The 26221-nt window shown below is 59.0% G+C and carries 24 protein-coding genes and 1 tRNA gene; 8 read left to right on the top strand and 17 right to left on the bottom strand.

The annotated features are described in order from the left end of the window. Nucleotides 1-15 precede the first annotated feature (15 nt). The 3 genes from GSF67_RS19295 (at nucleotide 16) to GSF67_RS19285 (ending at nucleotide 3965) form a co-directional block, all read left to right on the top strand. Nucleotides 16-1638: an ABC-F family ATP-binding cassette domain-containing protein gene (locus GSF67_RS19295; protein WP_128822070.1), complete on the top strand. Its 1623-nt coding sequence runs from the start codon at nucleotides 16-18 to the stop codon at nucleotides 1636-1638. Nucleotides 1639-1698: 60 nt separating this feature from the next. Further along, on the top strand, nucleotides 1699-2712 hold the full coding sequence (locus GSF67_RS19290; RefSeq protein WP_006312884.1) for a 2-hydroxyacid dehydrogenase: 1014 nt from the start codon (nucleotides 1699-1701) through the stop codon (nucleotides 2710-2712). Nucleotides 2713-2819: 107 nt separating this feature from the next. Next, a complete protein-coding gene (locus GSF67_RS19285; protein ID WP_006312885.1) occupies nucleotides 2820-3965 on the top strand; it encodes an alpha-hydroxy acid oxidase in 1146 nt (381 codons plus the stop codon). A gap of 30 nt (nucleotides 3966-3995) precedes the next feature. Here the strand turns inward: GSF67_RS19285 and GSF67_RS19280 are convergent, their stop codons facing one another. Beyond that, entirely contained in the window at nucleotides 3996-4340 is a 345-nt protein-coding gene (locus tag GSF67_RS19280) for a hypothetical protein (protein WP_006312886.1), read from the bottom strand. Nucleotides 4341-4534: 194 nt separating this feature from the next. Here GSF67_RS19280 and GSF67_RS19275 point away from each other — a divergent pair, with 194 nt between their 5' ends. Continuing rightward, nucleotides 4535-5515, top strand: a complete 981-nt coding sequence (locus tag GSF67_RS19275) for a helix-turn-helix domain-containing GNAT family N-acetyltransferase (RefSeq protein ID WP_050813482.1) — start codon at nucleotides 4535-4537, stop codon at nucleotides 5513-5515. Nucleotides 5516-5636: 121 nt separating this feature from the next. Here GSF67_RS19275 and GSF67_RS26085 read toward each other — a convergent pair whose 3' ends face one another. The 11 genes from GSF67_RS26085 to cpdR all read right to left on the bottom strand — a co-directional run bounded on the left by GSF67_RS26085 (nucleotide 5637) and on the right by cpdR (nucleotide 16415). Continuing rightward, nucleotides 5637-5741, bottom strand: a complete 105-nt coding sequence (locus tag GSF67_RS26085) for a methyl-accepting chemotaxis protein (RefSeq protein ID WP_305852949.1) — start codon at nucleotides 5739-5741, stop codon at nucleotides 5637-5639. A 29-nt stretch (nucleotides 5742-5770) separates the two neighbouring features. After that, nucleotides 5771-7270: an FGGY-family carbohydrate kinase gene (locus GSF67_RS26080; RefSeq protein WP_035215303.1), complete on the bottom strand. Its 1500-nt coding sequence runs from the start codon at nucleotides 7268-7270 to the stop codon at nucleotides 5771-5773. Next, complete coding sequence (locus tag GSF67_RS19265; protein WP_035215305.1) at nucleotides 7263-8105, bottom strand: class I fructose-bisphosphate aldolase; 843 nt, start codon at nucleotides 8103-8105, stop codon at nucleotides 7263-7265. Before GSF67_RS19265 ends, GSF67_RS26080 begins: the two co-directional genes overlap by 8 nt. Before the next feature lie 2 nt (nucleotides 8106-8107). Next, on the bottom strand, nucleotides 8108-9832 hold the full coding sequence (locus tag GSF67_RS19260; protein ID WP_006312890.1) for a glycerol-3-phosphate dehydrogenase/oxidase: 1725 nt from the start codon (nucleotides 9830-9832) through the stop codon (nucleotides 8108-8110). Between the two features lie 122 nt (nucleotides 9833-9954). Further along, nucleotides 9955-10953: an aldo/keto reductase gene (locus GSF67_RS19255; RefSeq protein WP_006312891.1), complete on the bottom strand. Its 999-nt coding sequence runs from the start codon at nucleotides 10951-10953 to the stop codon at nucleotides 9955-9957. Continuing rightward, complete coding sequence (locus GSF67_RS19250) at nucleotides 10950-11924, bottom strand: sugar-binding transcriptional regulator (RefSeq protein WP_006312892.1); 975 nt, start codon at nucleotides 11922-11924, stop codon at nucleotides 10950-10952. The genes GSF67_RS19255 and GSF67_RS19250 overlap by 4 nt, the downstream gene beginning before the upstream one ends. Nucleotides 11925-11965: 41 nt before the next feature. Then, nucleotides 11966-12967 carry an ABC transporter permease gene (locus GSF67_RS19245; protein ID WP_006312893.1) on the bottom strand — a complete coding sequence of 334 codons (1002 nt, stop codon included), beginning with the start codon at nucleotides 12965-12967 and terminating at the stop codon, nucleotides 11966-11968. A 12-nt stretch (nucleotides 12968-12979) separates the two neighbouring features. Then, nucleotides 12980-14500 (bottom strand): sugar ABC transporter ATP-binding protein, encoded by a 1521-nt coding sequence (locus tag GSF67_RS19240; protein ID WP_006312894.1) that lies wholly within the window; start codon nucleotides 14498-14500, stop codon nucleotides 12980-12982. A 72-nt stretch (nucleotides 14501-14572) separates the two neighbouring features. Continuing rightward, complete coding sequence (locus tag GSF67_RS19235) at nucleotides 14573-15586, bottom strand: substrate-binding domain-containing protein (RefSeq protein ID WP_006312895.1); 1014 nt, start codon at nucleotides 15584-15586, stop codon at nucleotides 14573-14575. Between the two features lie 310 nt (nucleotides 15587-15896). Beyond that, nucleotides 15897-15971: transfer RNA gene (locus GSF67_RS19230), tRNA-Val, on the bottom strand. 81 nt (nucleotides 15972-16052) lie between these two features. Beyond that, nucleotides 16053-16415 carry a cell cycle two-component system response regulator CpdR gene (gene cpdR, locus GSF67_RS19225; RefSeq protein ID WP_003497910.1) on the bottom strand — a complete coding sequence of 121 codons (363 nt, stop codon included), beginning with the start codon at nucleotides 16413-16415 and terminating at the stop codon, nucleotides 16053-16055. Between the two features lie 181 nt (nucleotides 16416-16596). Between cpdR and GSF67_RS19220 the strand changes: the two genes are divergently transcribed. Together GSF67_RS19220 and hisN are read left to right on the top strand one after the other, a co-directional pair. Beyond that, a complete protein-coding gene (locus GSF67_RS19220; RefSeq protein WP_006312898.1) occupies nucleotides 16597-17481 on the top strand; it encodes an N-formylglutamate amidohydrolase in 885 nt (294 codons plus the stop codon). Nucleotides 17482-17797: 316 nt separating this feature from the next. Beyond that, nucleotides 17798-18574, top strand: coding sequence for a histidinol-phosphatase (gene hisN / locus GSF67_RS19215; RefSeq protein WP_006312905.1), 777 nt, complete (start codon nucleotides 17798-17800; stop codon nucleotides 18572-18574). Nucleotides 18575-18595: 21 nt separating this feature from the next. Here hisN and GSF67_RS19210 read toward each other — a convergent pair whose 3' ends face one another. After that, nucleotides 18596-19537: an alpha/beta fold hydrolase gene (locus GSF67_RS19210; protein WP_006312906.1), complete on the bottom strand. Its 942-nt coding sequence runs from the start codon at nucleotides 19535-19537 to the stop codon at nucleotides 18596-18598. Nucleotides 19538-19916: 379 nt separating this feature from the next. On the opposite strand from GSF67_RS19210, the gene hspL reads away from it, so the two are divergent. Continuing rightward, nucleotides 19917-20399, top strand: coding sequence for a heat shock protein HspL (gene hspL, locus GSF67_RS19205; protein ID WP_006312908.1), 483 nt, complete (start codon nucleotides 19917-19919; stop codon nucleotides 20397-20399). 61 nt (nucleotides 20400-20460) lie between these two features. Here the strand turns inward: hspL and GSF67_RS19200 are convergent, their stop codons facing one another. After that, nucleotides 20461-21480, bottom strand: a complete 1020-nt coding sequence (locus GSF67_RS19200) for a bile acid:sodium symporter family protein (RefSeq protein WP_006312909.1) — start codon at nucleotides 21478-21480, stop codon at nucleotides 20461-20463. Between the two features lie 98 nt (nucleotides 21481-21578). On the opposite strand from GSF67_RS19200, the gene GSF67_RS19195 reads away from it, so the two are divergent. Beyond that, entirely contained in the window at nucleotides 21579-22439 is an 861-nt protein-coding gene (locus tag GSF67_RS19195) for a LysR family transcriptional regulator (RefSeq protein WP_006312910.1), read from the top strand. 6 nt (nucleotides 22440-22445) lie between these two features. Here GSF67_RS19195 and glpK read toward each other — a convergent pair whose 3' ends face one another. The 3 genes from glpK to GSF67_RS19180 all read right to left on the bottom strand — a co-directional run bounded on the left by glpK (nucleotide 22446) and on the right by GSF67_RS19180 (nucleotide 26220). Then, complete coding sequence (gene glpK, locus GSF67_RS19190) at nucleotides 22446-23945, bottom strand: glycerol kinase GlpK (protein ID WP_006312911.1); 1500 nt, start codon at nucleotides 23943-23945, stop codon at nucleotides 22446-22448. A gap of 72 nt (nucleotides 23946-24017) precedes the next feature. Further along, a complete protein-coding gene (locus GSF67_RS19185) occupies nucleotides 24018-25739 on the bottom strand; it encodes an ABC transporter substrate-binding protein (RefSeq protein WP_006312912.1) in 1722 nt (573 codons plus the stop codon). Nucleotides 25740-25926: 187 nt separating this feature from the next. Continuing rightward, a complete protein-coding gene (locus GSF67_RS19180) occupies nucleotides 25927-26220 on the bottom strand; it encodes a DUF2160 domain-containing protein (RefSeq protein WP_006312913.1) in 294 nt (97 codons plus the stop codon). Nucleotide 26221: the final 1 nt, after the last annotated feature.

The raw sequence follows: 26221 nt of genomic DNA, 5'->3' as shown, positions 1-26221 counted from the left end.
TTCACAGGCCCTGTCATGATCCGCATCGAAAATATCAGCAAGTCGAACAGTCACCGCATTCTCTATATCGAGGCCTCCGCCGCGCTCAATCGTGGGGAAAAGATTGGCCTTGTCGGCCCGAACGGCGCCGGCAAGACCACGCTGTTCCGGATGATAACTGGGGAAGACCAGCCCGATGAAGGACAGGTCGTCGTCGAAAAGGGCATGACGGTCGGTTATTTCGATCAGGATGTCGGTGAAATGTCCGGCCACTCCGCCGTGGCCGAAGTCATGGAGGGTGCAGGCCCGGTCAGCGAAGTGGCAGCGGAACTTCGCGAGTTGGAAGCCGCCATGTCCGATCCCGACCGGATGGACGAGATGGACGCCATCATCGAACGTTACGGCGAAGTGCAGGCGCGATACGAAGAGCTGGACGGTTACGCGCTGGAAGGCCGCGCCCGTGAGGTGCTGGACGGGCTGAGCTTCAGCCAGGAAATGATGGACGGCGATGTTTCGAAACTGTCCGGCGGCTGGAAGATGCGCGTGGCGCTCGCCCGCATCCTGTTGATGCGCCCGGATTTGATGCTGCTCGACGAACCGTCGAACCATCTCGATCTCGAAAGCCTGATCTGGCTCGAAGACTTCCTGAAGAATTATGACGGCGCATTGCTCATGACCTCGCATGACCGCGAATTCATGAACCGCATCGTTACCAAGATCATCGAGATCGATGCCGGCAGCCTCACCACCTATTCCGGCGACTACGGTTTTTACGAACAGCAGCGGGCACAGAACGAAAAGCAGCAGCAGGCGCAATTCGAGCGCCAGCAGGCCATGCTCGCCAAGGAAATCAAGTTCATCGAACGTTTCAAGGCGCGCGCCTCGCATGCCTCGCAGGTGCAGAGCCGCGTCAAGAAACTTGAAAAGATCGACCGTGTCGAGCCGCCGAAACGGCGCCAGACGGTGGCTTTCGAGTTCGCCCCGGCACCCCGATCGGGGGAAGACGTCGTCGCGCTGAAGAAAGTCAACAAGGCCTATGGCAGCCGCACGATTTATGGCGAACTGGACTTCATGGTACGCCGCAAGGAACGCTGGTGCATCATGGGCGTCAACGGCGCCGGAAAATCGACCTTGCTGAAACTGGTGACCGGCACGACCGCGCCGGATTCCGGAAATGTCACCCTCGGCGCCAGCGTCAAGCTTGGTTATTTCGCCCAGCACGCCATGGATGTTCTTGACGGTGACAGCACCATTCTGGAATGGCTGGAGGAGCGTTTTCCGAAGGCGGGGCAGGCACCGCTGCGCGCCCTTTCCGGCTGTTTCGGTTTCTCGGGCGATGACGTGGAAAAACGCTGCCGTGTTCTTTCCGGTGGTGAAAAAGCCCGCCTCGTCATGGCGGCCATGCTGTTCGATCCGCCGAATTTCCTGGTGCTGGACGAACCGACGAACCATCTTGATCTCGACACCAAGGAAATGCTGATCAAGGCCCTGTCCGATTATGAAGGCACGATGCTGTTCGTTTCGCACGATCGCCATTTCCTGGCCGCGCTCTCGAACCGAGTGCTCGAACTGACGCCTGATGGTATCCATCAGTTTGGTGGCGGATATACCGAATATGTCGAAAGCACCGGACAGGAAGCACCGGGCCTTCGCAGCTAAGGTGCATGCAGGACACATCGCCCTGTAACGGCAGCTTTCGTTTCGAAACTGGAGAGACAGATGCGGATCGTGGTCTATAGCGCCAAACCCTATGACAGGCAGTTTCTTGACGAGGCCGCCAGGCCGGGCACGGACCTGCAATATTGCGAAGCCCGCCTGTCACCTGAAACGGTCGCTTTGGCGGATGGAGCGGTGGCGATCTGCGCCTTCGTTAATGACGATCTGTCGCGGCCAGTGCTCGAGAAACTGGCTGGGATGGGCGTGAAGCTCGTTGCTCTTCGCTGCGCCGGGTTCAATCAGGTCGATCTCGCTGCTGCCGAAAAGCTTGGTCTCACCATTGCCCGCGTGCCGGCCTATTCGCCTTATGCGGTCGCCGAACATACGATGGCGCTCATCCTGTCGCTCAACCGCAGGATTCACCGCGCCTATAACCGCGTCCGCGAAGGAAATTTCGCCCTTGATGGCCTGCTCGGCTTCGATCTGCATGGCAAGACGATGGGCATCGTCGGTACGGGCAAGATCGGCGCGATTTTTGCACGCATTGCGGCCGGCTTCGGCTGCCGTCTCATCGGTCACGATCTTCATCCCAATCCCGATTGCGAGGCGCTGGGCATGACCTATGGGACGCGGGAAGAGCTGTTCCGTACATCGGATATTGTCGCGCTGATGTGTCCGCTCACGCGCGCGACCCGGCACCTCATTCGCAGGGAGACGTTGCCGCTTTTGAAAAAGGGCGTGATGCTCATCAATACCAGCCGCGGCGCCATCATCGACACTCCGGCCGCGATCACGGGTCTGAAGGACGGCACGATCGGCTCTCTCGGCATCGATGTCTATGAAGAGGAAGCCGATCTCTTTTTTGAAGATCTTTCCAATGACGTGCTGCGCGACGATGTCTTCGCGCGACTGCTGACTTTCCCCAATGTTCTTGTCACCGGCCATCAGGGTTTCTTCACGCAGGAAGCGCTGAAGAACATTGCGGACACGACGATCGGCAATATCGAGAGTTTTGTCGATACCGGCAAAGCCCTGCACGCCGTCTCCACGGAGCAGCTTGCCGGTGCAGTTTCGTAGCTGAGAACGGAGAAAATCGCCGGTGATAGAATTGCCCGGCCGCAATCCCCGGTATAGGTTTCAATCCATCTTTTTCGAGCTTTCAAAGCGGACCGGCCGAGCGACAGATGCAACTCAAAGACTGCTATAATTTCCACGATTTCCGACGCATGGCCAAACAGCGCCTTCCCGGACCGATCTTCAATTACATAGATGGGGCGGCCGATGACGAGGTGACCTATCGTCGAAACACGGCCGCCTTCGAAAACTGCGATCTCGTTCCCGATGTGCTGCAGGGTGTGGCCAATGTGGATATGTCGGTCACGGTCATGGGGCAGAAGCTCGCGATGCCGGTCTATTGTTCCCCAACAGCGCTGCAACGCCTCTTTCACCATCAGGGTGAGAAGGCGGTCGCGGCCGCCGCGGGGAAATTCGGCACCATGTTCGGCGTCTCCTCACTCGGCACCACCAGCCTCGAGGAAGCACGCCGGATCAGCGGTGGCCCGCAGGTCTATCAATTCTATTTCCACAAAGATCGCGGCCTCAACCGCGATATGATGGCCCGGGCGAAAAGCGCCGGGGTCGAGACCATGATGCTAACGGTGGACAGCATCACCGGCGGGAACCGTGAACGTGACAAGCGCACCGGCTTTGCCATTCCCTTCAAGCTCAATCTTTCCGGTATCGCGCAATTTGCCATGAAGCCCGCCTGGGGTATCAATTACCTCACGCATGAGCGCTTCAGCCTGCCGCAGCTCGACGACCATATTAAAATGGACGGCGGCGCCCTTTCCATCAGCCGTTATTTCACCGAGATGCTCGACCCTTCGATGAATTGGGACGATGTGGCGCTGATGGTGCGCGAATGGGGTGGGCCTTTCTGCCTGAAGGGGATCATGTCCGTGGACGACGCCCGCCGCGCGGTCGAGATTGGCTGCAGCGGTATCGTGCTTTCCAATCACGGTGGCCGTCAGCTCGATGGCTCCCGCAGCGCCTTCGACCAGTTGGCCGAAATTGTCGATGCGGTCGGCGACCGGATCGACGTGATGATGGACGGCGGCGTTCAGCGTGGCACCCACGTTCTGAAAGCACTATCCCTCGGCGCAAAAGCCGTGGGCCTTGGCCGTTATTACCTTTTCCCGCTTGCCGCCGCCGGGCAGCCGGGTGTGGAACGGGCGCTGGAAACAATGCGGATCGAAATCGAGCGCGGCATGAAACTCATGGGCTGCACCACAGTCGATCAGCTCACGCGGCGAAATCTGCGCTTCCACTAAGTACACCGAACGGCAAAGGGCGGCGTTCGGTCATAATCGACTGCTGGAACCGCACACCGTCTCCGCCGCGTTCCTTTGATTCTCCCGAAGCGCCATGCTGATATTCCAAGCGAGGGCCAGGCAGACAAGGCCGCAGAAAACCGCTGCGACATGCGAGCGGTGGTGCTTGGCCCCGGAAATGAACATCCAGCCGATGATCGCATAGGCGACAAATGCCGGCGCGGCGGCAATCAGGACGGATATCGGCCCGTCGCAATCGACGGCATCGATACCGATCGCCCGATATTCATTCGGTGTTCCCACCTGGCCCAGAACCGCGATGGGAAACATGGCGGCCAAAACCGCGTAGCGGAAAAATCGAGGCGTATCGGGCATGTCTTCTCCATAACCGGATAATAAACACTCGCGAATACCGCGGGAGAGCTCCACGCACGACCTCGGAGAATACCCACCTTACTAACAAGGACGGTTTCGCCCCCATTGTCAGTCTCCTGGCGAGCAGATTGCCCGCTTTTGCGCAGAAGGCCAGCTTTTTACGCCGGCCGCAATCTTGGCAAGCCAGGTGCAATATGGTTATAGTTGCAAGATGCAACCATAATGGATCGAACTTGACCGAACAATTTCCCCCCATAAACGATATTCGCTCCACCTCACGCCAGCTTGTCCGCGAGCTTGGTTTCATGGGGGGTGATTTTGCCGGTACCGATTTGCCACCCTCGTCGGTGCATGCGCTGATCGAGATCGAGGTATGCCCCGGCATCACGGCAAAGGATCTTGGAAAGCTGTTGCGGCTTGAGAAATCGAGCGTCAGCCGCATGTTGCGCAAGCTCATCCTGTCCGGCGATATTGTCGAACAAACGGACGATGTGGATAGCCGCATCAAGCGGCTGCGTCTCACGGGACAGGGCCGGGAGAAGGTCAGTGCCATCAATGGCTTTGCGAACCGTCAAGTATCGGGCGCTCTGGCGCAACTGACGGCGACGGATGCTCACACCATTCTCGAAGGGCTTCGTCTTTATGCCGGTGCGCTGGGAGCGAGGACCGGCACGCCTGCTTCCACCGTCGACATCAAACAGGGATACAGGCCTGGCATTATTGCCCGTATCACGCAGATGCACGCGCTTTATTATGCGCGGACATCCGGCTTCGGCCAGCGTTTTGAATCCGTCGTGGCCGAAGGCCTCGCAGCTTTCTGCAACCGGCTTGAAAACCCGAGAAATGCGATTTGGGTCGCCATGCGCGGACAGGAAATCATCGGTTCCGTCGCCATCGACGGTGAAGATCTTGGAGCGGATATTGCCCATCTGCGCTGGTTCATCGTCGACGACGGCATCCGTGGCGGCGGTGTCGGACGCAGGCTACTCGCAACCGCCCTCGCCTTCGCCGACCAGGCGGGCTTTGCCGAAACCCATCTGTGGACATTCAACGGCCTTTTGGCCGCACGGCATCTTTACGAAACCCATGGATTCACATGCACCGAGGAATATCCGGGCAGCCAATGGGGAAGCGAGGTTTTGGAACAGCGCTTTATCCGGCCACGCCCCGAATGACCCTCCAGAGGTGATAGCCGCCCGAATGGACCAGTCATTGGCTCGGAGGCGGCCGGGCAGCATGCAGCATATAGGGCACTCTCGCGAGATTTCTCCCTCAAGCGGTGATATGTATCCGCAATCACGCCCCCTGCGCCCCGGCGGCAAAACCGTTGCCGGCCTCGTCGGCCCGCGCCGTTTCTACCCCAGCGTTGAGCGCCAGCAAATTCCTCTGGAAGGGTATCACGCCGATCGTCCCGATGATGCCGAATCTCGTTATTGCGGTAACCGCAACGCGCTCCAGAAGCTCCGCAACTGTCCGGTCAATTCCTGATAGAGTCCGTAACGCCGCCTGTAGTGCGAGACCCGCGCCGTATCCGGCTGATAGGAATTCTGAACCCGCGTCATCGCAGCAACGGCCTCCTCGTAGTTCGGGTAGAGCCCCGTCGCCACGGCTGCACCGATCGCCGCACCGAGCGCGCCCGTTTCCCGGGCCTCGGCGACGCGAAGGGGAATCTCCAGAACATCCGCCATGATCTGCGGCCAGTGCTGACTGCGGGAACCGCCGCCGGACATGACCGCGCTTTCGACCGGCAGCCCCGCCTCTCTCAGGACGCCGATGTGGCGGCGGTGCTCGAAACACACGCCCTCGAACAGGGCGCGCACCATGTGGCCTTCACCATGCCAGCCGGCGAGACCATAAAACCCGCCACGAAACTCCGCTCCGAGCCGTGAGCCAAAGATGAACGGGTGAAAAAATGGATCGTCTGCGCGCGGCGTCACGGAACCGACCAGTTCGTTGCAGCGCTCAAAGGCATGGTCGCCATGGTCGGCGCGGACACGATGCACGTACCATTCCAGATTGGCGGCGGAGGTGGCGCTGGACTCGATATTGACATAGCGGTCGCGGCCGAAGGTCGTGACCATGAAGACATCGGGGCTGACGACCGGTTTGTCCGCAAACACCTGATTGATGCTCCAGGTACCGGCAATGACGGAGGCTTCACCCGCATTGATGACTCCCGAACCCATGGCACTCGAAACGACATCGAAGAAGCCGCCAATGACCGGCGTGCCTTCCGAAAGCCCGGTCAGGCCGGCAGCCTCCCGCGTCACCTGGCCGACAATGTCAGCCGATTCCACGCAACGGGGGAAGAACGCGAAGGCATCCTCAAGGCCATAGAGTGACAGAAGCTCGCGGTCGAGCAGCACTTCCGGCAGGGCAAGCAGCCCCGCGCCGCTGAGGTCGGAAATATCGTTGGCAAGGCAGCCTGTCAGGCGGAAATTGACGAAGTCCTTGCAGAACAGCACGGTGCCAGTCTGCGCATAGAGATCGGGCGCATGCCGTTTCACCCAGGCGAGAAGCGTGGGCGTCTGCGCGGGCCAAGGGCGCTGCAGGCAACGCGCCTGCAGCAGGTCTCCGCTTTTCCGGTCAAGCTCGGCCGCAATATCGGCGGCGCGGCTATCGAGCGACTGGATGCCGAGCAGCGGCTGCTGTTCTTTATCCAGAAGATAGAGACCATTGCCATGGCCGGCACAGCCCACACCCGCAATGCTGTGGGGATCGACCGCCGATTTGACCAGAAGCTGGCGGATCGCCTCACAGCCGTTGCGCCACAACTCCTCGAGATCGCGCTCCACATAGCCGGGCTGTGGGTATGTCGAATGCCCGTCTATGGCGTGCTCGGCGATCTGTCGTCCCGTCGTGTCGAACAAGACGGCCTTGATGACCGTGTTGCCGACATCGAGACCCAATATAAGATTTTTCTCAGCCACGATTATAGATATCCCATGCCTCTTCGCCGCTCGCACCCTGATGGATGATGGCCATCAAGGCCGCCACCACGGCCTTGGGATTGTCATGCTGGTAGATGTTGCGGCCATAGACCATGCCGTTTGCACCTTCGGCCATCAAGGCCGCCGATTTTGCCAGCACATTGCGCAAGTCCTCACGTCCCCCGCCCCGCACCAGCACCGGGCAGCGCGCCGCCTCGATCACCCTGTGAAAATCCTGCGGGTTGCTGGTCGGGTCAGCCTTGATGATATCGGCTCCCATTTCCGAGGCAAGGCGTACCAGCGTGACGATCTTCTCTGCGTCGCCATCCACCTGGTAACCACCGCGCACATCGTTGGGCAACATCACCAGCGGTTCGATCATCAGCGGCATGCCGAAACGATGACAGTCGGCCCGCACCCGGCTGATATTCTCGACGCATTGGCGAAACAGTTCCGGCTCGTCGGGCAGCATGAACAGATTGACGACGACGCAGGCCGCATCCATTTCCAGCGCGCCGATGATCGGATCATGATAATTCTGGAGCTGCGACCACATGGTTCTGTGACGGGTGGAATTATAGGGATTTCCCATGTCAATCCGCATGACGAGAGCCGGCTTGTCGCGCTCCGATCTCTGCTGCAGCAGATCTGCCTGCCCGTAGGTCATCTGGATCGCATCGGGACCAGCCTCCACTAGCTTCTCGACCGTCTGCGCCATATCCTCCAGCCCGACAAGGAAGCTCGGCTCGTTGCAAACTCCGTGATCGATCGCCACATCAAGGCAGCCGCCATTGCGGAATAGCCGGTTCATGCGTGCCTTTTTCGAAATCCGCATCATCATGCATTCTCCTTGCATCTGTTTTGAAGCATTGCCGGGGTGACCCCGTAAAAAGTTTCCAGCTCCTGGGTGAGCTGCTGCCGTTCCACGGCGGCCCGGGTGGGTGTCCAGCCCAATTCGCGCGCGGCGACGCCGAGGATGGCGTCTATAAGATCGGCATCGATGAGACCGGCGATGGCGAGTGTCGTGCGCCGCAGAATGAGGTCCGTCAGGTGCCGCACATGTTCGCAGCGGATCAGCCAGAGGATTTCAGCGGCCGTTATCGGCGACTTTTGCGAAAGCGGCGCGTCATCCGGTCGTCCCCGGCAAAAGCCCATCAATTCGAAGGCACGGGAGCCATAAGCCAGGGCCAGATGCTCCGCCCGGCGCCGGTCGATTGAAAACTGTTCCGACAGCAAAGCGGACAGGCGTCCTGCACCAGTGGGAAAATTCCTGCCGCCGCCGATCGGGCGGTTCATCGTGCCGGTCAGTCGCTTGCGCCCTAGAAAGGCCAGAACCTCATCGCTCACCTGTTCGCCGAAGGCCCTGAAGGTCGTCCACTTGCCGCCGATCATGCAAAGCTGCGGCGGATCGCCGGCGACACGGTGGATAAAATGGCTGCGGGAAATTCTCCCGGTAAAAGCGGCATCGCTGCGCGGCAGCGGGCGTATGCCGCTGAAACTAAAGACAATGTCTGAATGATCGACGGTGATGTCCGGAAAGACCTGCCTGATCGCGTCCAGAATGTAATCCCGCTCATCGGGCTCGCATCGCACCCGCTCGGGGCGATCCACCTTGATGTCGGTCGACCCCGCGAGAACCCGGCCGAGATAAGGAAAGAGAATGCAGACGCGGTTATCCGCGTTCTCAAAGAAAATCATGTGGCCGTTCAACGCTTTGAGGAGCGTGTCATTGGCAATGATGAGATGTGACCCCTTGGTGCCGGAGACCGTTGGTTTCTGCTTTTCCGCGGCCGGGCCGGCGGAAAGCGTGCCGATCGTTTCGTCGATCCATGCGCCCGTGGCATTCACGATGATGCGCGGCCGGATGGGCAGTGTTTCGTCCGTTTCCTCTGCCCGGAGATGATAGTCGTCGCCGTTGCGGATAAGCTCCGCATAGTTGAGCGCGATACTTTGCGGCGCGTCGGCCGAGGTATCGATCAGTAGTTCCAGGGCCAGCCGCTCCGGCTGGCTTATCCACGCATCGTAATAGGTGGCCGAATATCTGATGTCGGGCGTCAGGCACGGCCAGCGTTTCAGCGTCTTGCCCGCGCCGCGAAACTCGTGGCGGGGCAGGATGCGGTTCTTGCGGGTAACGAAGTCATAGAGGGTAAGGCCCGCCTTGATGGCGAGTGCTCCCCGGCTAGCGGGTTTGCCGCCGGAGCCGAAAAACGTCACCGCCGCGTTGGACAGGCCGCTGAACATCGAAAAAATCGGGATCGTCGTCGGCAGCGGCTGCACCATATGCGGCGCAAGCGTCAAAAGCGCATCGCGCTCGCGTAAGGATTCCGCCACGAGGCCGAATTCACCATTTTCGAGATAACGCAGGCCGCCATGGATCATGCGCGACGGCGCTGCGCTGCAGCCGGAGGAAAAATCATTGCGCTCGACCAGCAGCACCCGCAACCCCTGCAGGGCGAGATCGCGATAGGCGGCAATGCCGTTGATACCGCCACCGATGACGACGGCGTCGAAATCACCGTCGTGCCGGATACTGCGAAGAGCGTCCTCGCGAAAACTGGGCATAGCAATACCGTTCGCCGGCTAATGACCAGCGTCCCAATGGTGTTGATCGTTTAATGCGACGGGAAAGACGGGAGGCGAAAATTGTGTGCTGTTCGCCAGGAGCCCCGCCTTACCGGGATGTTTTAGCCATCGAGCCCGACAAGATATTCGGTAACGCCAGCACTGATGAGGGCCAGTTCACTTTCCGTAAGCCGCAGGCGAGCGGCGGCGGCATTTTCCACCGCCTGCGCCGGATCGCGCGCGCCGCAAAGCGAGAATGTTATGCCCGGCTGGGCAACCGTCCAGGCAATCACCACCTGCGCGACCGAAGCTCCATGCGCCGCCGCCAGCTGTTCCAGCACTGCCATCAACCGCGCGATCTTCTGACGGTTCGCCTGGCTGAAACGGGGATTGCCATGGCGCTGATCATCCTCTGCAAACACCCGTTCTGGCCCGACCTTGCCCGAGAGAAGGCCGAGTGCCAACGACGAATAGCTGAGGACGGAGACAGAATTCTTCCGGCAAAGCGGCAGAAGCGTCTTCTCGATATCACGCTTCACCATGGAATATTCTTCCTGAATGGCATCCAGCGCGCCGGTGGCAATATAGGCCTCCAGATCATCAGGCGAGACATTGCTGGCGCCAATGGAACGGATTTTCCCCTCTTCCTTCAGCCGCACCAAAGCCTCGACCGTCTCGGCAACGGGCGTCGTGGCGTCCTGCCAATGGGTGACGTAATGGTCGATGTAATCGGTTCCGAGCCGCTTCAGGCTTTCTTCGACCTCGTAACGGATCGACGCAGCGCCGAGATAACGGTGAACGGGCTTGCCGTCCTGATGGAAGAAATAGGCGCCCTCGTTCACATGCCAGACGAGACCACATTTGGTGACCAGCACCACCTTGTCGCGCCGGCCGGCAATCGCCTTGCCAACGATGGTTTCCGCAAGCCCCATGCCATAGGCCGGGGCGGTATCGATCAGGGAAATGCCGGCATCAATGGAGGCCTGGATGGCGGCGATGGATTGCCGCTCATCGGTGCCGCCCCACATCCATCCGCCGATGGCCCAGGTGCCCAACCCCACGGCGGATGCGCTGATGCCGCTGCCGCCGATCGTCCGGGTCAATATTGCGTTCTCCGTCACGACGTTTCCCCTTCCCCTTGATTCAATAAATAACTGGCAATCGCCTCATCCACGACGAGCGAGGTCAGATAACGGCCGGCAAGCGTGGCCGCCACCGGTCCGGCCTTGATGGCGCCAGCCGCCACGCCAATGATGTTTGGGCACCGGGCAAGTTGCCTGGGGTCCAGCGCCACCACGCGTGAGTTGAGATCGATCCGCGCCAGTTGCCCGTCCGCCATGGTGAGATGGGCGAGGAATTCACCGGCAATGCCCACATCCATCAGCGCCTGCCCGCCACGGGCCGCATCCGGCAGAAGATCGTAATACCCAGAGCCAGGCGCCTCCACCGAACCAATACCGACCAGTGCGACCTGCGCCTGCCGCGCTAAGTCGAAAACCTCGCGGATCGACGCGACATTCATCAGCAGATCGCGCTGCTCTTCATCCTCGGCAAACAGCGGCGCATGCAGGAGCGAGGCGCTACCGCCGAGCTTTTCCGCAAGCTGCGTGGCGAGATGATTGACATCGGTATAATGCTTGCCCTGCACGCCGCCGGTCAGCGGCACCACCCGCACGTCGAAGCGCCGCTCCGCCTCCAGATTATCAACGACGGCGCTGACCGCCTTGCCGCCGGTAATCGCGATCACGTCGCCATCCCGGATTGTCTCCAGTAAATGGTTCGCGGCCACCCGGCCAACCATCTGCAAGACGGTTTCCGGATTGTCGGAGACCGTTGGCGTCACCACCGACTGCGTGAGGCCAAAACGGCGGCTGATCTCGTTTTCGAGGTCCACCAGCCGCTGATAGGGACTGGCGATGGTGATCTTCACCATGCCCGCCTTGCGGCCCGCCGCGATCATGCGGTTCACCTTGGTATGGGAAAGATTCATCCGCTCGGCGATCTCCGACTGCTTCACCCCCTCGATGAAATGCAGCACCAGGACGGAATACATCTGCCGCTGTTGGTCGAAGTCGTCCTTGATATCCAGCATGATCGTCTTTCTCCAGTTACCCTCGGGTGCACGAAGGGCGCTCAACGGCGGCGCCTGACCAGATAGTGGTCGAACAGGACCGCAGCCAGCAGTATGCTTCCCCTGATGATGTCCTGCCAGTAGACAGACACGTTGAGCAAGGCAAGCGAACTGGAAACGACGGACAAAAGGATCGCCCCGAGGATGGCACCCAGAATGGTGCCAGAGCCACCGGAAAGGCTCGCGCCGCCGATAACTGCCGCTGCAATGACATTCAGCTCCATGCCGACGCCGAAGCTCGGCTGGGCGGACCCGAAGCGGGCCATGTAGATGACGCCGGCAACGCCGCACAACATCGAGCAAAGCGTGGTCGTGGCAAACACCACCCGGCCGACGCGAATGCCGGAATAGGCCGCTGCCTTGGGATTGCTGCCGGTATAGAACACCTTGCGGAAGGCGGTCGTGCGCCGCAGCAGCAGGTCGAAGACAACAACCACAACCAAGAAGATGATGAGCACCAGCGGAATGCCGCCAAGCGCACCCTGGCCGATGAACTTGAATTCCGGCGGCAGGGAATAGAGCCCCAGCGGCCGGCCGCCGGTTGCCAGGAGGCAAACACCGCGCGCAATCACCATGACGCCAAGTGAAACGATGAAATGATGCAGGCCGACGACGGTGGTCAAAAATCCCATTGCCATGCCGACCAATGTCGTGAGGCAGATTGCAAGACCTGCCGCGACCCAGGGATCGACACCGTTGAGGAACAGCCAGCCGGCCGCCACCATCGCAAGTGCCGTAACGGAACCAACGGAAAGATCGATACCACCCGAGATCAGCAGGATCGTCATGCCCACCACGACGATGCTTTCGATGGCGAAGACCATGGCCATGGCCCGCAGATTGTCCACCGTCAGGAAGTAGGGCGATATGAACGACATCACCACAAAAAGGGCGAGAATGATGACGATCAGCCCGGTTTCGCGCGCCTTGATCGCCGGCTCCCACCATGCCGTGCGGCGAACCGCCGTCTCGGCAAGGCTTGAAGGTGTTTCCGATGTTGCCATTTTCCCGCTCCTTCAGGCTTCCGCCACATTCTGCATGATGGTGATCGATGCGAGCTGCATGATCTTTTCCTCCGTCATGTCGTCCCTCTCGACCTCGCCGGTGATGCGACCCTCGCGCACGACAAGCACACGATCGCTGACACCGATGAGTTCCGGCAGCTCCGAGGAGATGACGACCACGCCAACCCCTTCCCGCGCCAGCTCCCGGATCTGGCGGTGAATTTCCGCCTTGGCGCCCACATCCACCCCGCGGGTTGGCTCATCCAGAAAGATGATCTGGGGTTCCACCGACAGCATCTTGGCCAGCGCTACCTTCTGCTGGTTACCGCCGCTCAAGGTTGACACCGCGTCACCGACGCTGTTCGCCCGCAGTTTCAGCCGGCGTCCCAGCTCATCGGCACGCTTCATTTCCTTGCGCCGCTCGATGAAACCCATGCCGTTTGATATCCTGCCAATATCGAGCGCCGAGACATTGGCAGCGATGGACATGTTGAGGAACAATCCGTCGCCCTTGCGATCCTCGGAGAGATAAACGATCCCCTCGCGGATGCTGTCGCGATAATCCCTGAGCTTCAGCAACCGGCCGCGCAGCACAACCTCGCCTTTCGGTTTTCCTTCCAGCCGGCAGACGGCCCGCGCAATCTCGCTGCGGCCCGCGCCGATCAGCCCGGCAAACCCTAGGATTTCGCCGCGACGCAGATCGAAACCGACGTCGAAAACACGCTTTCCTTCGTTCAGTCCCCGAACCGAAAGAATGACCTCATTGGATTTTTCATCATCCGCCAGTTTCGGTGGATAGAGCTTGTCGAGCACCCGGCCCACCATGCTGTTGACGACCTCTTCCGGGGAAATGTCGGCAATATTTTCCGTCCTGATATGGCAACCGTCGCGCATGACCGTGATGCGGTCGCAATGTTCGAAAATCTCCGCCATACGGTGGGAGATATAGATGATGGCGATGCCGCGCGCCGCCAGCCGACGCATGATCTTGAAAAGTGTCTGGGCCTCGGTCTCGGTCAGCGCCGCCGTCGGCTCATCGAGGATCAGGATACGGCAATCGAGCGTCAGCGCCTTGGCGATCTCGACGATCTGCTGCTGCGAAATCGACAGGTCGCCGGCGCGGTGGGTGGGATCGATATCGCCGATCTCCCGCAGCACCGTTGCCGCCCGTTTTTCCAGATCGCGATAATTCATGAACCAGGAACGGCTCTGGCCGGTCTCCGACATGTACATATTTTCAGCGACCGAAATCTCCGGGCAGAGCGCGATCTCCTGATGCACGAAACCGATGCCCAGCCTGTTCGCCGCATTCGGCGAAGATATGCGAACCGGTTTGCCATCCAGCAGGATTTCACCGCCATCCGGCTGCAGAATGCCGTCGATAATGTGCATCAGCGTCGACTTACCCGCACCGTTTTCACCGGCAAGCGCGTGGATTTCGCCGCGCCGCAGTTCGAGTGCGGCACTCCGCAATGCCCGCACAGGGCCGAACGCCTTGTGAATATTCGTCATGCTGAGAATGACCTCACCCATAACGCCCTCCCGAACCTGCTTCCCTCGTGACCGGCGAAGCCAAAACCTCGCCGGTTTTTTAAGAGCGACGCCTCAGCGTCCTTTCATATACTCATTGAGATCGAAGGAAGCGGCGTTCGCCTTGGTGATGACGGCGAAACCATTATCCATCGACGGTACCTGCATCGGGTTGAAGCCGGAGACCTTATAGTCGTTGAACGGATCGATCAGGTCCGAATGGGCGCCCAGAAACGTGTTCATGAAACCCATGAAGCCCTGAACCCCCTGGTTGGGATTGATGGACATATAGATATTGCCCTGCTTGATGTGTTCCAGCGTTGCCGGCGTAATATCCGCGTGCAGGATCAGGACCTTCTTTTTCGCTTCCAGAACCGCAGTCGTCGCACCTTCGGCGGAGCCGGCCTCGGGAATCCAGAGCGCGCCCAGATTAGGGTTTGCCTGCAGGAGAGCGCCGACCGCCTGATAGGCGACGTTGGCGTCCTGGTTCGTCGCCTGCCGGCCGACCAACTTCATCTGAGGATAGGTGCGCCCCATATAATCGACGAGGGCGGTGACGCGCAGATCGTGATTGCTCTGGCCCGGATTTTCCAGAACGGCATATTCACCCTTTTCGCCGAGCTTCTTGACGATTTCATCGGCCGCAAATTTCGCCTCGGCAACATTATCAGAAGTGATATAGGCAGTGCGCTTCGACTTCGGAGAATCCGCCGCGAAAGTCGTCACGGAAACACCTGATGCAATGGCCTTGTTGATGGGCTCGATGAAGGGATCGGCCTGCATCGGGTGCAGCAGAATGCCTTTCGGTTTCTTCACCAGTTCCTGCTCGAAGGACGCGATCTGCTTGGTGATGTCATATTCCGGCGTACCGGTGAAGACGGCCTCGCAGCCCAGCGCCTTGGCGGCCTGCTTGAACCCCTCGAAAACCGGCACCCAATAGGGGTGGCTGGAAACCATGACATTCATCACATAGGTCTCACCCGGCTCGCAGGCGAATTTACCTGCAGCGGTGGCCGGCGCTGTTGCAGCAGCGCTCATCGCCACGGCCAGAACTCCCGCAGCAGCAGTCGATTTCAGAAAAGCCAACATAATCCCCTCCCAAGGATAAAGACTTAATCGCAATAAATTTTGACGTTTGTAATTTATTGCATGTCACTTGAGGTAGCCTGAAAAACCGGCCGCGTCAACAGCTTTGAATTTTATTTTGATTTATGAAATTTATTGCGGCACAACACGGAACGCAACCAGCTACCCGCCACAACACTGGCCGGGGGAAATGACGATATGCGCAATCGGTGACTTGAATAGCTCAGGGGGGATATGAAAGTCTGGGTTATGGCTGAACCAGAAACGAAGAAAGGGTTTCTGATTGCTCAGAAACCCTTTTCTTGAATTCGGATGGTGGGCGTGACAGGGATTGAACCTGTGACCCCTACGATGTCAACGTAGTGCTCTCCCGCTGAGCTACACGCCCTCCGTGGCGGCGGATAGACCACAAAACCGGTTCATGCGTCAACTGCTTTTTTTCGGTTTTGTGAAGGTTTTTTGAGAGGCCTTATGCCACAAGGAGTTTGTTCACTTCATCCACGAGATCGCGCAGATGGAACGGCTTGGAAAGCACCTTGGCATCCTTTGGAGCCTTCGAATCGGCGTTGAGCGCAACGGCTGCGAAGCCGGTGATGAACATCACCTTCAGGTCCGGGTCGAGTTCGGTGGCGCGCCGCGCAAGCTCGATGCCATCCATTTCAGGCATGACGATATCGGTCAGCAGCAGCGAAAAAGGCTCTTCGCGAAGCCGGTCATAGGCGCTGGCGCCATTGTCGAAGGAAGAAACCTTGTAACCGGCTTTTTCCAGCGCTTTCACGAGAAAGCGGCGCATATCATTGTCGTCTTCAGCAAGAAGAATTTTCTGATTCATCATAAGTGACCGTAACTGCTCAATGTTTGGAATATCCTAGCCCGATTATAGGATTTTCACGGTAAATATCCTGTGAACGCGTGAATCGGTATAGCGCTGCTTGGGCGATAGTATGGACTTGCCGCACCGTAACTGGCAACATGAACACCCTGATAGTTTGCGACATGGTAAATGGTACTGAATGGACTGGGTCACGGGTGAATACGAGCTGTTCGAAGTAACGGAACCTGCCGTTCAGACCCTGCCATTTGTCTATAATTCCCCGCATAGCGGCCGGTGCTATCCCATCTCCTTCCTGGAATCGGCACGGCTCGATTCGCATGAGATTCGCCGCTCCGAAGATCATTTCGTCGACGAGCTGTTCGCCGCAGCCCCCGAGATCGGTGCGCCGCTCCTGAAAGCGAATTTTCCACGGGCTTATCTCGACGTCAATCGCGAGCCTTATGAGCTCGATCCCCGCATGTTCGAGGGCACGTTGCCGCCTTATGCCAATATCGGCTCCATGCGTGTTGCCGGCGGTCTTGGAACCGTGCCGCGTATCGTTGCGGAGAATATGGATATCTATGCACACCGCCTGCCGGTGGACGAGGCGTTGGCGCGGATCGAGACGATCTACAAGCCGTATCACGCCTGCCTGCGCCGGCTGCTTTCGCGCACCCACGCGCATTTCGGCATGGCGGTGCTGATCGACTGCCATTCCATGCCCGGCAATATCCGCGTCGCCGGATCGAACCTGAAGCCCGATGTGATCATCGGCGATCGCTACGGCACCAGCGCTTCCCAGGAAGTATCCCGCGCCGCCCTGCATTTTCTGGAGGAACTGGGTTTCGTCGCCGTCTGCAACAAACCCTATGCCGGCGGCTTCATAACCGAACATTATGGTCGGCCGATCCGTTCGCTGCATGCGTTGCAGATCGAGGTCAACCGGGCGCTTTACGTGGATGAAAAGACGCTTTTGAAAAAAGCCGATTTTCCCGCCATTCAGGCATCGCTTGAAATCTTCATGCGCCAGCTCGGCGCCTTCGTTTCAGAATACGCGATCGAAACCTCGCTCGCCGCCGAATAGCACCCCGAATTATCCGCGATTTCAATACCTTCCCTGGATTGTCTGGCCGCGCGCCGGGCAAAAAAAACCGCGCCTGAGCGCGGTCAAGTCTAGGGAGGAAACACCCAAGGAGGGTATTTACAGTCAAAGACTGCAGGGTCACGCTACGCATTAACTGCACAATTGTCAATCATTTTATTTTTTGCATATTTTTTAGGCTTATGCCGAAAATATGGAAACGCGGGCTCCGGTATCCGTATGAGTGGACGGCTGATGCGATTCCAGTCTATGCATTGCCCACAGAATTCAGACCACGTTCCAAGCGATGAGGTTTCGCATGCTGCCCGACCGGGATTTCTTCTTCAAACTTGCCGATGCCGCCAGCGCCGAGACGCTTCCCCGCTTCCGCACGGGCATTGCCGTCACCAATAAGCAGGATGGTGGTTATGATCCGGTGACGGAAGGCGATCAGGCAGCGGAAACCGCGATCCGCGCGCTCATCGAAGAACGGTTTCCGCAGCACGGCATTCTTGGCGAAGAACACGGCAATGTCGGTCTTGACCGCGACCATATCTGGGTCATCGACCCGATCGACGGTACCCGCGCCTTCATTTCCGGCGTACCGGTCTGGGGCACGCTGATCGGCTTCCAGTCGTCCGGCCGCGCCACGATGGGCATCATGGACCAGCCCTTTACGAAAGAGCGTTATTTCGCCGATGGCAAAGCCGCCTGGTATTTCGGACCCGACGGTGAAAAGAAAATCCGCACGCGTGATTGCGCGTCTCTCTCGGATGCGGTGCTGTTCACCACCACCCCGCATATCTTCACCGCGGAAGAAAAGCCCCTTTATGAAAAGGTGCAGGATCAGGTCCGCCTTTTCCGTTACGGCGTGGATTGTTACGCCTATTGCCTGCTCGCGGCTGGCCATGTCGATCTGGTGATCGAATCCGGACTGAAGCCCTATGATGTCGGTGCGTTGATCCCGGTGATCGAACAGGCCGGCGGCATCATGACTACCTGGGATGGTGGGCGCCCGGAAAATGGCGGTCGGATTGTGGCAGCTGGCTCCAGGGCCGTGCACGAAGAAGCCCTTGCCATTCTCTCAAAACTCTAGGCAGCTTGGCTCAAGCGGCCATCACTCCGGCGCGAAAAACGCGTCGATGGCCGCCAGCGCCTGTTTGCGGAAAACGTCGCGCTCATGCAGCAATTCGTGGCGCGCGCCGGTTATCGGAAGAAGCTGTGCTGCCCGGAAATTGCGCGAAAGCTCTTCCTGCGCCTTATAGGGCGTGATCGTATCCAGCATCGGCGCCAGAATGAGGGTCGGAACGGTGATGTTCGTCAGGTGATCCTGACGGGTTACGCGGCCCATGGTCCTCAGCGCTTCATAGACCCAGCGCGCCGTCGGCGCGCCGATGAACAGTTCTGGAAACTGCCGGTGCAAAGCGAGATTCCTGGCAAAACGCCTCGCGTCCGAGGTCAATGGATTGCCATCGAAATCCCGCTCGCGCTGGTCTCTGCCCAACTGAATTCTGCCCAGGCCGACAAGACTCAAGGCCGTCGCAACCAGCCGGATGACGGAGCGTGGAACCGATTGCTGACTATCCAGCTCGATGAAGGGCGAACACAGCGCCAGACGGTCGATCCGGTTCGACAGGCCGGGCGCCGCCGCAAGGGCCGCAAGCGCGCCGGTGGAATGGGCGATCATGAAGAAGGGCAGCCGCGTATCTGGTAATACCATCTGCTCGAGAAACAGACTGATATCGCGCTGATAATCGGAAAAGCGCCGCACATGTCCGACGCCCGGCTTTTTCAGGAGCCTTTCGGAACCGCCCTGCCCGCGCGTGTCGAATGTCGCGACCCAGAAGCCCATGGCCGTCAGATCGGCGACCGTTTCGAAATATTTCTCGATACATTCGTTCCTGCCGTGAAGCAGAACCACTGTTCCGCGGGCAATGGAGCGGGTGGCGCGAAAGATCGCATAACGAAGCTGTTTGCCGCCATGGCCGGTAAAATATCCGACGGTGTGGTTGCCAGGAACCGGGTTGTCTTCGCTGGCGCGCAATGTGGCTTCGATCATCGGTCTTTTCCGGCTTTTCTGCCCTTTCGGGATAGGTCGGCGGCGCGGGAAGGTCAAAGAAAAAATTGCCGGAACCGTCGGTTAAAGCAGTCGCGGTTCCGGCGAATAAGACAGAAGAAGAAGGGACGTTATTGCTTCTGCCGACGGAGAATGTCTCCGATGACCGCAGTTTTATGGCTCTCAAACTGAACGATGCCGGAACCGGATGTTCAGCCATGGTTCATGTTGCCTTCGTCTTTTCGTGCCCCCTTGAAGCCGCGCATGACCATTCCCATTTTCTTCATGCGGTCGCCAGAACGGGACCGCGCCAAATGTCCTGCCATCGCCAGAATGGGATGCCGGACTTAACCGCAAACAGTCGCTTCTCAAGGAGGACACCATGCGTCACGTTGATTTTTCCCCCCTCTATCGTTCCACCGTCGGCTTCGACCGTCTTTTCTCGATGCTCGACGGCCTCGGCCAGCCTGAACAGGCCCAGTCCTATCCGCCCTATAATATCGAACGAACAGGTGAAAACACCTATCGGATCACCATGGCGGTTGCCGGTTTCGATGAAACCGAACTCAGCATCGAATCCCGCGCCAATGCACTGACGGTGAAGGCCGAGAAGGCCACGGACGAAAAAACGACCGAAGGCGAATTCCTGTATCGCGGTATCGCTACCCGCGCTTTCGAGCGCCGCTTCCAGCTTGCTGATCACGTCGAAGTCCAGACCGCTTCCTTGAAGAACGGCCTGCTTCACATCGACCTCGTCCGCAATATTCCGGAAGCCATGAAACCGCGCCGCATCGCGATCTCGTCCGACAGCGCCGAGGCGCCGAAGACGATCGAAGCCCAGATTACCCCGGCTCAGGTCAACTAAGCTTTCTGACATGTAAAACGAACGGCCCCTTTACGGGGCCGTTTTGTTTGCGGAGCTGATATCAGCGAGCAGATGCCGCCGCGCCTTCCGCAGCCGCCGTTTCCGCGATTGCTGCCTTTTCATGCGCCTTGCGGGCATAACGTTGGGCCAGCACCGCGCAGACCATCAGCTGGATCTGGTGGAAGAGCATGATCGGCAGAACGATCGCGCCAATGCTCTGGCCGGCGAAAATGGCACCTGCCATGGGCACACCGCTGGCAAGGCTCTTCTTCGAGCCGCAGAACGTGATGGTGATTTCATCCGCCTTGTCGAAACCGAGCAGACGGCTGCCGAACATCGTCACGCAGAGAACAATCGCCAGCAGCACGATGTTGATGAGGATGACCACGCCGATATCCCGGAGAGAAAACGTGTGCCAGATACCCTCGATGACGGCATCGGAAAACGCCAGGTAGACAACCATCAGGATCGAACCGCGATCGACGGGCGACAAAAGCTTCTTGCGCGCCCGGATCCACTCGCCGATCCACGGCTGCAGCGCCTGGCCAATAATGAAGGGCAAAAGCAGCTGCAGGAAGATTTGCAGGAATGCATCCAGCGAAAATCCGCCGCCATGGCCGCCGACCGTAAACAGCAGGCCGACGAGCAATGGTGTCAGGAACATGCCGAAAATATTTGAAGCCGAGGCCGAACAGATCGCCGCCGGAACATTCCCGCCTGCCATGGAGGTAAAGGCGATGGAGGACTGCACTGTTGACGGCAGCACACAGAGAAACAGCACACCCATATAAAGCGGGGCCGGCAGGATGCTTTCGGGAATAAAGCCGATCGCCACACCGAGAAGCGGAAAAAGGCCAAAGGTGACGAGAAGGATCACCAGATGCAGCCGCCAGTGCAGGATGCCCGCAATCACCACATCCCGCGAAAGCCGCGCGCCGTGCAGGAAAAACAGCAAAGCGATCGCGAGTTTTGTCGCAAGTCCGAAATACACCGCCGGCTCACCACTGATCGGCAGGATGGAAGCCAAAATCACGGTGGCCACCAGCATCATGGTAAAACGGTCGGGCAAAAAGCGGGTCATAAGAGGTCTTTCCGGCATCGGTTTTGCTTGAAACGCGCGTTACTATCGCTCATCATGATTTCCGATGCAAAGATTAACAGTTATCATGATTTGAGATAATGCTGAACCTTCAACATCTTGCCAGCTTCGTCATGCTTCAGCAAACCGGCAGTTTCACGCTTGCTGCCGAGCGGCTCGGCATTGGCCAATCCACCGTCAGCCAGCATATCCAAAGGCTTGAGGCCGCGCTTGGCCGCCGGCTGATCGCGCGCAGCACCCATCAGGTGAAACTGACCGGCGAGGGTGAGGCCCTTTTGGGTTACGCCCGCAACATGCTTGATATCGACAGCAAGGTTTCATCGCTGTTCAGCGAAAACCGCCTGCGCGGACGGCTGAGGCTTGGTGTGTCTGAAGATTTCGTCGCCAGCAGGCTGACAGCCATTCTGGAGGAATTCATCCGCCTTTATCCGCTGGTGGATCTGGAGCTGACGGTTTCGCTGAGCGGCGTGCTTTACCAGATGCAGGATAATGGCGAGCTGGATGTGGTGCTGGCCAAACGCCGTCTCGGCGATAAGCTCGGCCATTTTCTCTACCGCGAACCGCTGGTGTGGCTGGCGCGCGACCCGGAACGCATGCTGAACCAGCCGGATGCCCTGCCGCTCATCGCCTTTCCACCGCCGAGCATTACCAGAAAGGCGGCGCAGGAAGCGCTCGACCGGGCCGGTCTCGCCTGGCGGATCGTCTGCACCTGCGGCAGTCTGAGTGGACTGACCGCAGCGGCAAGAGCGGGCATGGGCATTCTGGTGCAGCCCCGCAGCATGGCGCCGGCCGGCCTCAAGGAAATTGCCGCCGGCGTGCTGCCGGCGCTTGAGGATGTGGAATTCGTGCTTCAGCCGAGCAAGGGTACGGATACGAAGCTGGTGCGCGCCCTTTCCGATCTCGTGTCCAGCAAGAGCATCGCACCCGGCAGCTTCGTCTAACGCGTCTCAATTGTCCCGTTTCGAGAGGCAACGGCCAACGCTGTCACGCCAGCCCGCGATCGCGTTCTTCCGCTCGCTTTCTTCCATGTCGGGGCTGAAGCGGCGGTCACGGCGCCAGTGGTCGGCAAAGGCCTTGCGGTCCGGCCAGATGCCGGCGCGGGAGGCCGCAAGCCAGGCTGCGCCGAGAATGGTCGTTTCCAGAAAGACCGGACGATCGACCGGGGCGGCAAGAATATCCGCCAGCCGCTGCATGGTCCAATCGGAAGCGACCATGCCGCCATCGACCCTCAGCACCGTCTTGCCATTGTCACCCGCCCAGTCCTTGCGCATGGCGTCCAGAAGATCGAAAGTCTGGTAGGCAACGCTTTCGAGCGCCGCGCGGGCAAATTCCGCAGGTCCCGTACCGCGCGTCAGGCCGAAAATCGCCCCGCGAGCCTCGGCATCCCAATACGGCGCGCCAAGGCCGGTAAAGGCCGGCACGAGATAAACCCGCTGCTTGGGATCGGCCTTTTCGGCGAGCGCGCTGACTTCCGACGCGACCGAAATGAAACCAAGCTCGTCACGCAGCCATTGCACGGCGGCACCGGCGATGAAAATCGAACCTTCAAGCGCATAGGTCGTCACGCCATCGAGGCGGTAAGCAATCGTTGTCAGCAACCGGTTGGTGGATGCCACCCGGTCTGTGCCGGTATTGAGAAGGGCAAAGCAGCCCGTGCCATAGGTAGATTTCATCATGCCCGGCTCGAAGCAGGCATTGCCGATAACGGCGGCCTGCTGATCGCCGGCCACACCGAGGATTGGAATTTCCGCACCGAGAAGCGCCTTATCCGTCACGCCGAAATCGGCAGCGCAGTCCAGCACCTCCGGCAGCATGGCGCGGGGAATGTCGAGGATAGACAGCAATTCGTCATCCCAGGCGTTGTCTTCGATGTTGTAGATCAAGGTACGGGAGGCATTAGTGGCGTCAGTCACATGACGCCGGCCGCCAGTCAGGCGATAGATCAGGAAACTGTCGACGGTGCCGAAGCAGATTTCTCCCTTCACGGCTTTTTCGCGAAGGCCGCTGACGCTATCGAGAAGCCATTTCAGCTTGGTGCCGGAAAAATAGGGATCGAGCAGCAGTCCGGTCTTTTTCGAAAACAGCGGCTCCAGCCCTCGGCGCTTCAGGTCCTCGCAGACCGGCGCGGCGCGACGATCCTGCCAGACCACGGCGCGATGCACGGCCTCGCCGGTGTTGCGGTCCCACAGCACGGTTGTTTCACGCTGGTTTGTGATGCCGATTGCTGCAATATCGGATGCGGCGATGCCGGCATCGGCAGGCGCCAGCCGGATGGTTTCGAGCACGCTTTTCCAGATATCTTCGGCATCGTGTTCGACCCAGCCGGAGGCCGGGAAATGCTGCGGAAATTCTCGCTGGCCGACACCGATGACCCGCATGTCGCGATCAAAGACCATCGACCTCGTCGATGTAGTTCCCTGATCGATCGCCAGAATATAACCGCCCATTATGTCACTCCCTTTCAGACGCAATGACGGGGCGGCAAAGCCGCCCCGGTTTGTTCAGATTTGATGCAGAAATTACTTCTGCCAGCTTTTGACCAGTTCGTCGTAATTGACGGTGACCGGCTTTTCCTTTTCGTTGGCAATCTTCAGCTGTGGCGCCAGATTGCCCTTCGAAACGGCGTCCTTGTTCCAGTAGTCGATATCATGTTCTTCCGCCAGTTTCGGGCCGATATCGCCCTGCACACCGGCGCGCTCGATACGGGCCATGACCTTTTCCTGCTCGGCGCAGAGTGAGTCCATTGCAGCCTGAGCGGTTTTGGCACCCGACGACGCATCGCCGATTGCCTGCCACCATAGCTGTGCCAGCTTCGGATAATCAGGAACGTTGGTGCCGGTCGGTGACCACTGCACGCGAGCCGGCGAACGGTAGAACTCGATCAAACCACCGAGCTTGGAAGCCCGGTCCGTGAAGCTCTTGTGATGGATGGTGGTGTCACGAATGAAGGTGAGACCGACGTGGCTCTTCTTCACATCCACTGTCTTGGAGGTCACGAACTGCGCATAAAGCCATGCGGCCTTGGCGCGGTCGTCGGGGGTGGATTTCATCAGTGTCCACGAACCCACATCCTGATAACCGAGCTTCATGCCGTCCTTCCAGTAGACGCCATGCGGGGAAGGTGCGACGCGCCATTTCGGCGAACCGTCCTCGTTCACGACAGGCAAGCCGGGCTTGGCCATATCGGCAGTGAAGGCCGTGTACCAGAATATCTGCTGGGCGACGTTGCCCTGCGCCGGCACCGGACCTGACTCGGAGAAGGTCATGCCCTGTGCTTCCGGCGGCGCGTATTTCTTCAGCCATTCGAGATATTTCTCGATGGAATAGACCGAAGCGGGACCGTTGGTATCGCCGCCGCGTGCGACGCACGAGCCGACCGGCTGCGACTTGTCATTGACCTTGATGCCCCATTCATCAACAGGCAGGCCGTTTGGCAGACCCTTGTCGCCGTTGCCGGCCATGGAAAGCCAGGCATCGGTGAAGCGCCAGCCGAGCGACGGGTCCTTCTTGCCGTAGTCCATATGGCCGAAGACCTTCTTGCCGCCGACATCACGGCCGGTGAAGAATTCCGCGATATCCTCATAGGCAGACCAGTTGACGGGCACACCGAGGTCGTAGCCGTATTTGGCTTTGAAATCGGCCTTGTTCTTGTCGTCGTTGAACCAGTCGTAACGAAACCAGTAGAGGTTTGCGAATTGCTGGTCGGGAAGCTGGTAGAGCTTTTTGTCCGGTGCCGTCGTAAAGGCGCTGCCGATGAAATCCTTGAGGTCGAGACCGGGATTGGTGACGTCCTTGCCCTCATTGGCCATGAAGTCCGTCAGGTTGCGCACCTGCTGGTAACGCCAATGGGTGCCGATAAGGTCGCTGTCGTTGACCCAGCCGTCATAAAGGTTCTGGCCGGTCTGCATCTGGGTCTGGATTTTTTCGACGACGTCACCTTCCTGGATGATGTCATGCGTGACCTTGATGCCGGTAATGGCGGTAAAGGCCGGAGCCAGAACCTTGGATTCATATTCATGCGTTGTCAGGGATTCGGAAACCACCTTGATTTCCATGCCCGAAAAGGGTTTCGCCGCATCGACAAACCATTGCAGTTCCTTTTCCTGCTCCGCACGGGAAAGCGACGACATGTCGCCGATTTCCTTGTCCAGAAACTGTTTTGCCTCCTCCATTCCGGCGAAAGCGGAACCCGTCATTGCCAGCAGCATGGCTGCCGTCGTCGTCATCAGATGCCGTCGCATATCAGTCCTCCCAAGGGTTGCGATTGCATGAAGTCTGCGGGTGCGGTTTTCCTCCGCCGCACCTTTTTTCTGCTCTAGATCAGGATGATTTTAGGTCAGATCGACCTAAAATCTGAATCCTGATCTACATCATAAAGTTAGAGCGGGATTTCAGGCGAAAACCGCTCACACTTTTCGCCATCCCGCTCTAGACAAAACGGAAAACGCCGATGGCGTAGACCAAGGATAGAGCGAGAGCCCACCACAGGTTCGGGCCGACCAGCCCGAGCCATGCGAGATGAATGAAGGCACTGCCGAGCAGCGAAATGAACAGCCTGTCGCCGCGCGTCGTTTCGAACCGCAACAGGCCGAAGCGGGGATTGCCGCCGGGCGAGAGACGTTCCCAGACCCACATGCCAACCAGCAGCACAGCGATGGCAGCGAAAAAAGCCGCCGTCTGCCAGGTCCACGCCATCCAGGTAAAATCGGGCATCTTCATCATG

It is taken from the genome of Agrobacterium sp. CGMCC 11546, assembly GCF_013365515.1.
In the GTDB taxonomy this organism is placed as follows: domain Bacteria; phylum Pseudomonadota; class Alphaproteobacteria; order Rhizobiales; family Rhizobiaceae; genus Agrobacterium; species Agrobacterium fabrum.
Note: the sequence above shows the minus strand (reverse complement) of the source record. Positions and strands in the feature narration are given on the sequence as shown.

Bases quoted from the DNA above. Each gene is read 5' to 3' on its own strand.
- GSF67_RS19245 (WP_006312893.1), bottom strand. From the start codon at position 12,967: ATGGCAACATCGGAAACACCTTCAAGCCTTGCCGAGACGGCGGTTCGC.
- GSF67_RS19275 (WP_050813482.1), top strand. From the start codon at position 4,535: ATGGTTATAGTTGCAAGATGCAACCATAATGGATCGAACTTGACCGAA.
- GSF67_RS19260 (WP_006312890.1), bottom strand. From the start codon at position 9,832: ATGCCCAGTTTTCGCGAGGACGCTCTTCGCAGTATCCGGCACGACGGT.
- GSF67_RS19250 (WP_006312892.1), bottom strand. From the start codon at position 11,924: ATGCTGGATATCAAGGACGACTTCGACCAACAGCGGCAGATGTATTCC.
- GSF67_RS19285 (WP_006312885.1), top strand. From the start codon at position 2,820: ATGCAACTCAAAGACTGCTATAATTTCCACGATTTCCGACGCATGGCC.
- hspL (WP_006312908.1), top strand. From the start codon at position 19,917: ATGCGTCACGTTGATTTTTCCCCCCTCTATCGTTCCACCGTCGGCTTC.
- GSF67_RS19295 (WP_128822070.1), top strand. From the start codon at position 16: ATGATCCGCATCGAAAATATCAGCAAGTCGAACAGTCACCGCATTCTC.
- GSF67_RS19240 (WP_006312894.1), bottom strand. From the start codon at position 14,500: ATGGGTGAGGTCATTCTCAGCATGACGAATATTCACAAGGCGTTCGGC.
- GSF67_RS19235 (WP_006312895.1), bottom strand. From the start codon at position 15,586: ATGTTGGCTTTTCTGAAATCGACTGCTGCTGCGGGAGTTCTGGCCGTG.
- cpdR (WP_003497910.1), bottom strand. From the start codon at position 16,415: ATGAATCAGAAAATTCTTCTTGCTGAAGACGACAATGATATGCGCCGC.
- GSF67_RS19290 (WP_006312884.1), top strand. From the start codon at position 1,699: ATGCGGATCGTGGTCTATAGCGCCAAACCCTATGACAGGCAGTTTCTT.
- GSF67_RS19220 (WP_006312898.1), top strand. From the start codon at position 16,597: ATGGACTGGGTCACGGGTGAATACGAGCTGTTCGAAGTAACGGAACCT.
- hisN (WP_006312905.1), top strand. From the start codon at position 17,798: ATGCTGCCCGACCGGGATTTCTTCTTCAAACTTGCCGATGCCGCCAGC.
- GSF67_RS19210 (WP_006312906.1), bottom strand. From the start codon at position 19,537: ATGATCGAAGCCACATTGCGCGCCAGCGAAGACAACCCGGTTCCTGGC.
- GSF67_RS19200 (WP_006312909.1), bottom strand. From the start codon at position 21,480: ATGACCCGCTTTTTGCCCGACCGTTTTACCATGATGCTGGTGGCCACC.
- GSF67_RS19185 (WP_006312912.1), bottom strand. From the start codon at position 25,739: ATGCGACGGCATCTGATGACGACGACGGCAGCCATGCTGCTGGCAATG.
- GSF67_RS19265 (WP_035215305.1), bottom strand. From the start codon at position 8,105: ATGCGGATTTCGAAAAAGGCACGCATGAACCGGCTATTCCGCAATGGC.
- glpK (WP_006312911.1), bottom strand. From the start codon at position 23,945: ATGGGCGGTTATATTCTGGCGATCGATCAGGGAACTACATCGACGAGG.
- GSF67_RS19195 (WP_006312910.1), top strand. From the start codon at position 21,579: ATGCTGAACCTTCAACATCTTGCCAGCTTCGTCATGCTTCAGCAAACC.
- GSF67_RS19280 (WP_006312886.1), bottom strand. From the start codon at position 4,340: ATGCCCGATACGCCTCGATTTTTCCGCTACGCGGTTTTGGCCGCCATG.
- GSF67_RS19180 (WP_006312913.1), bottom strand. From the start codon at position 26,220: ATGATGAAGATGCCCGATTTTACCTGGATGGCGTGGACCTGGCAGACG.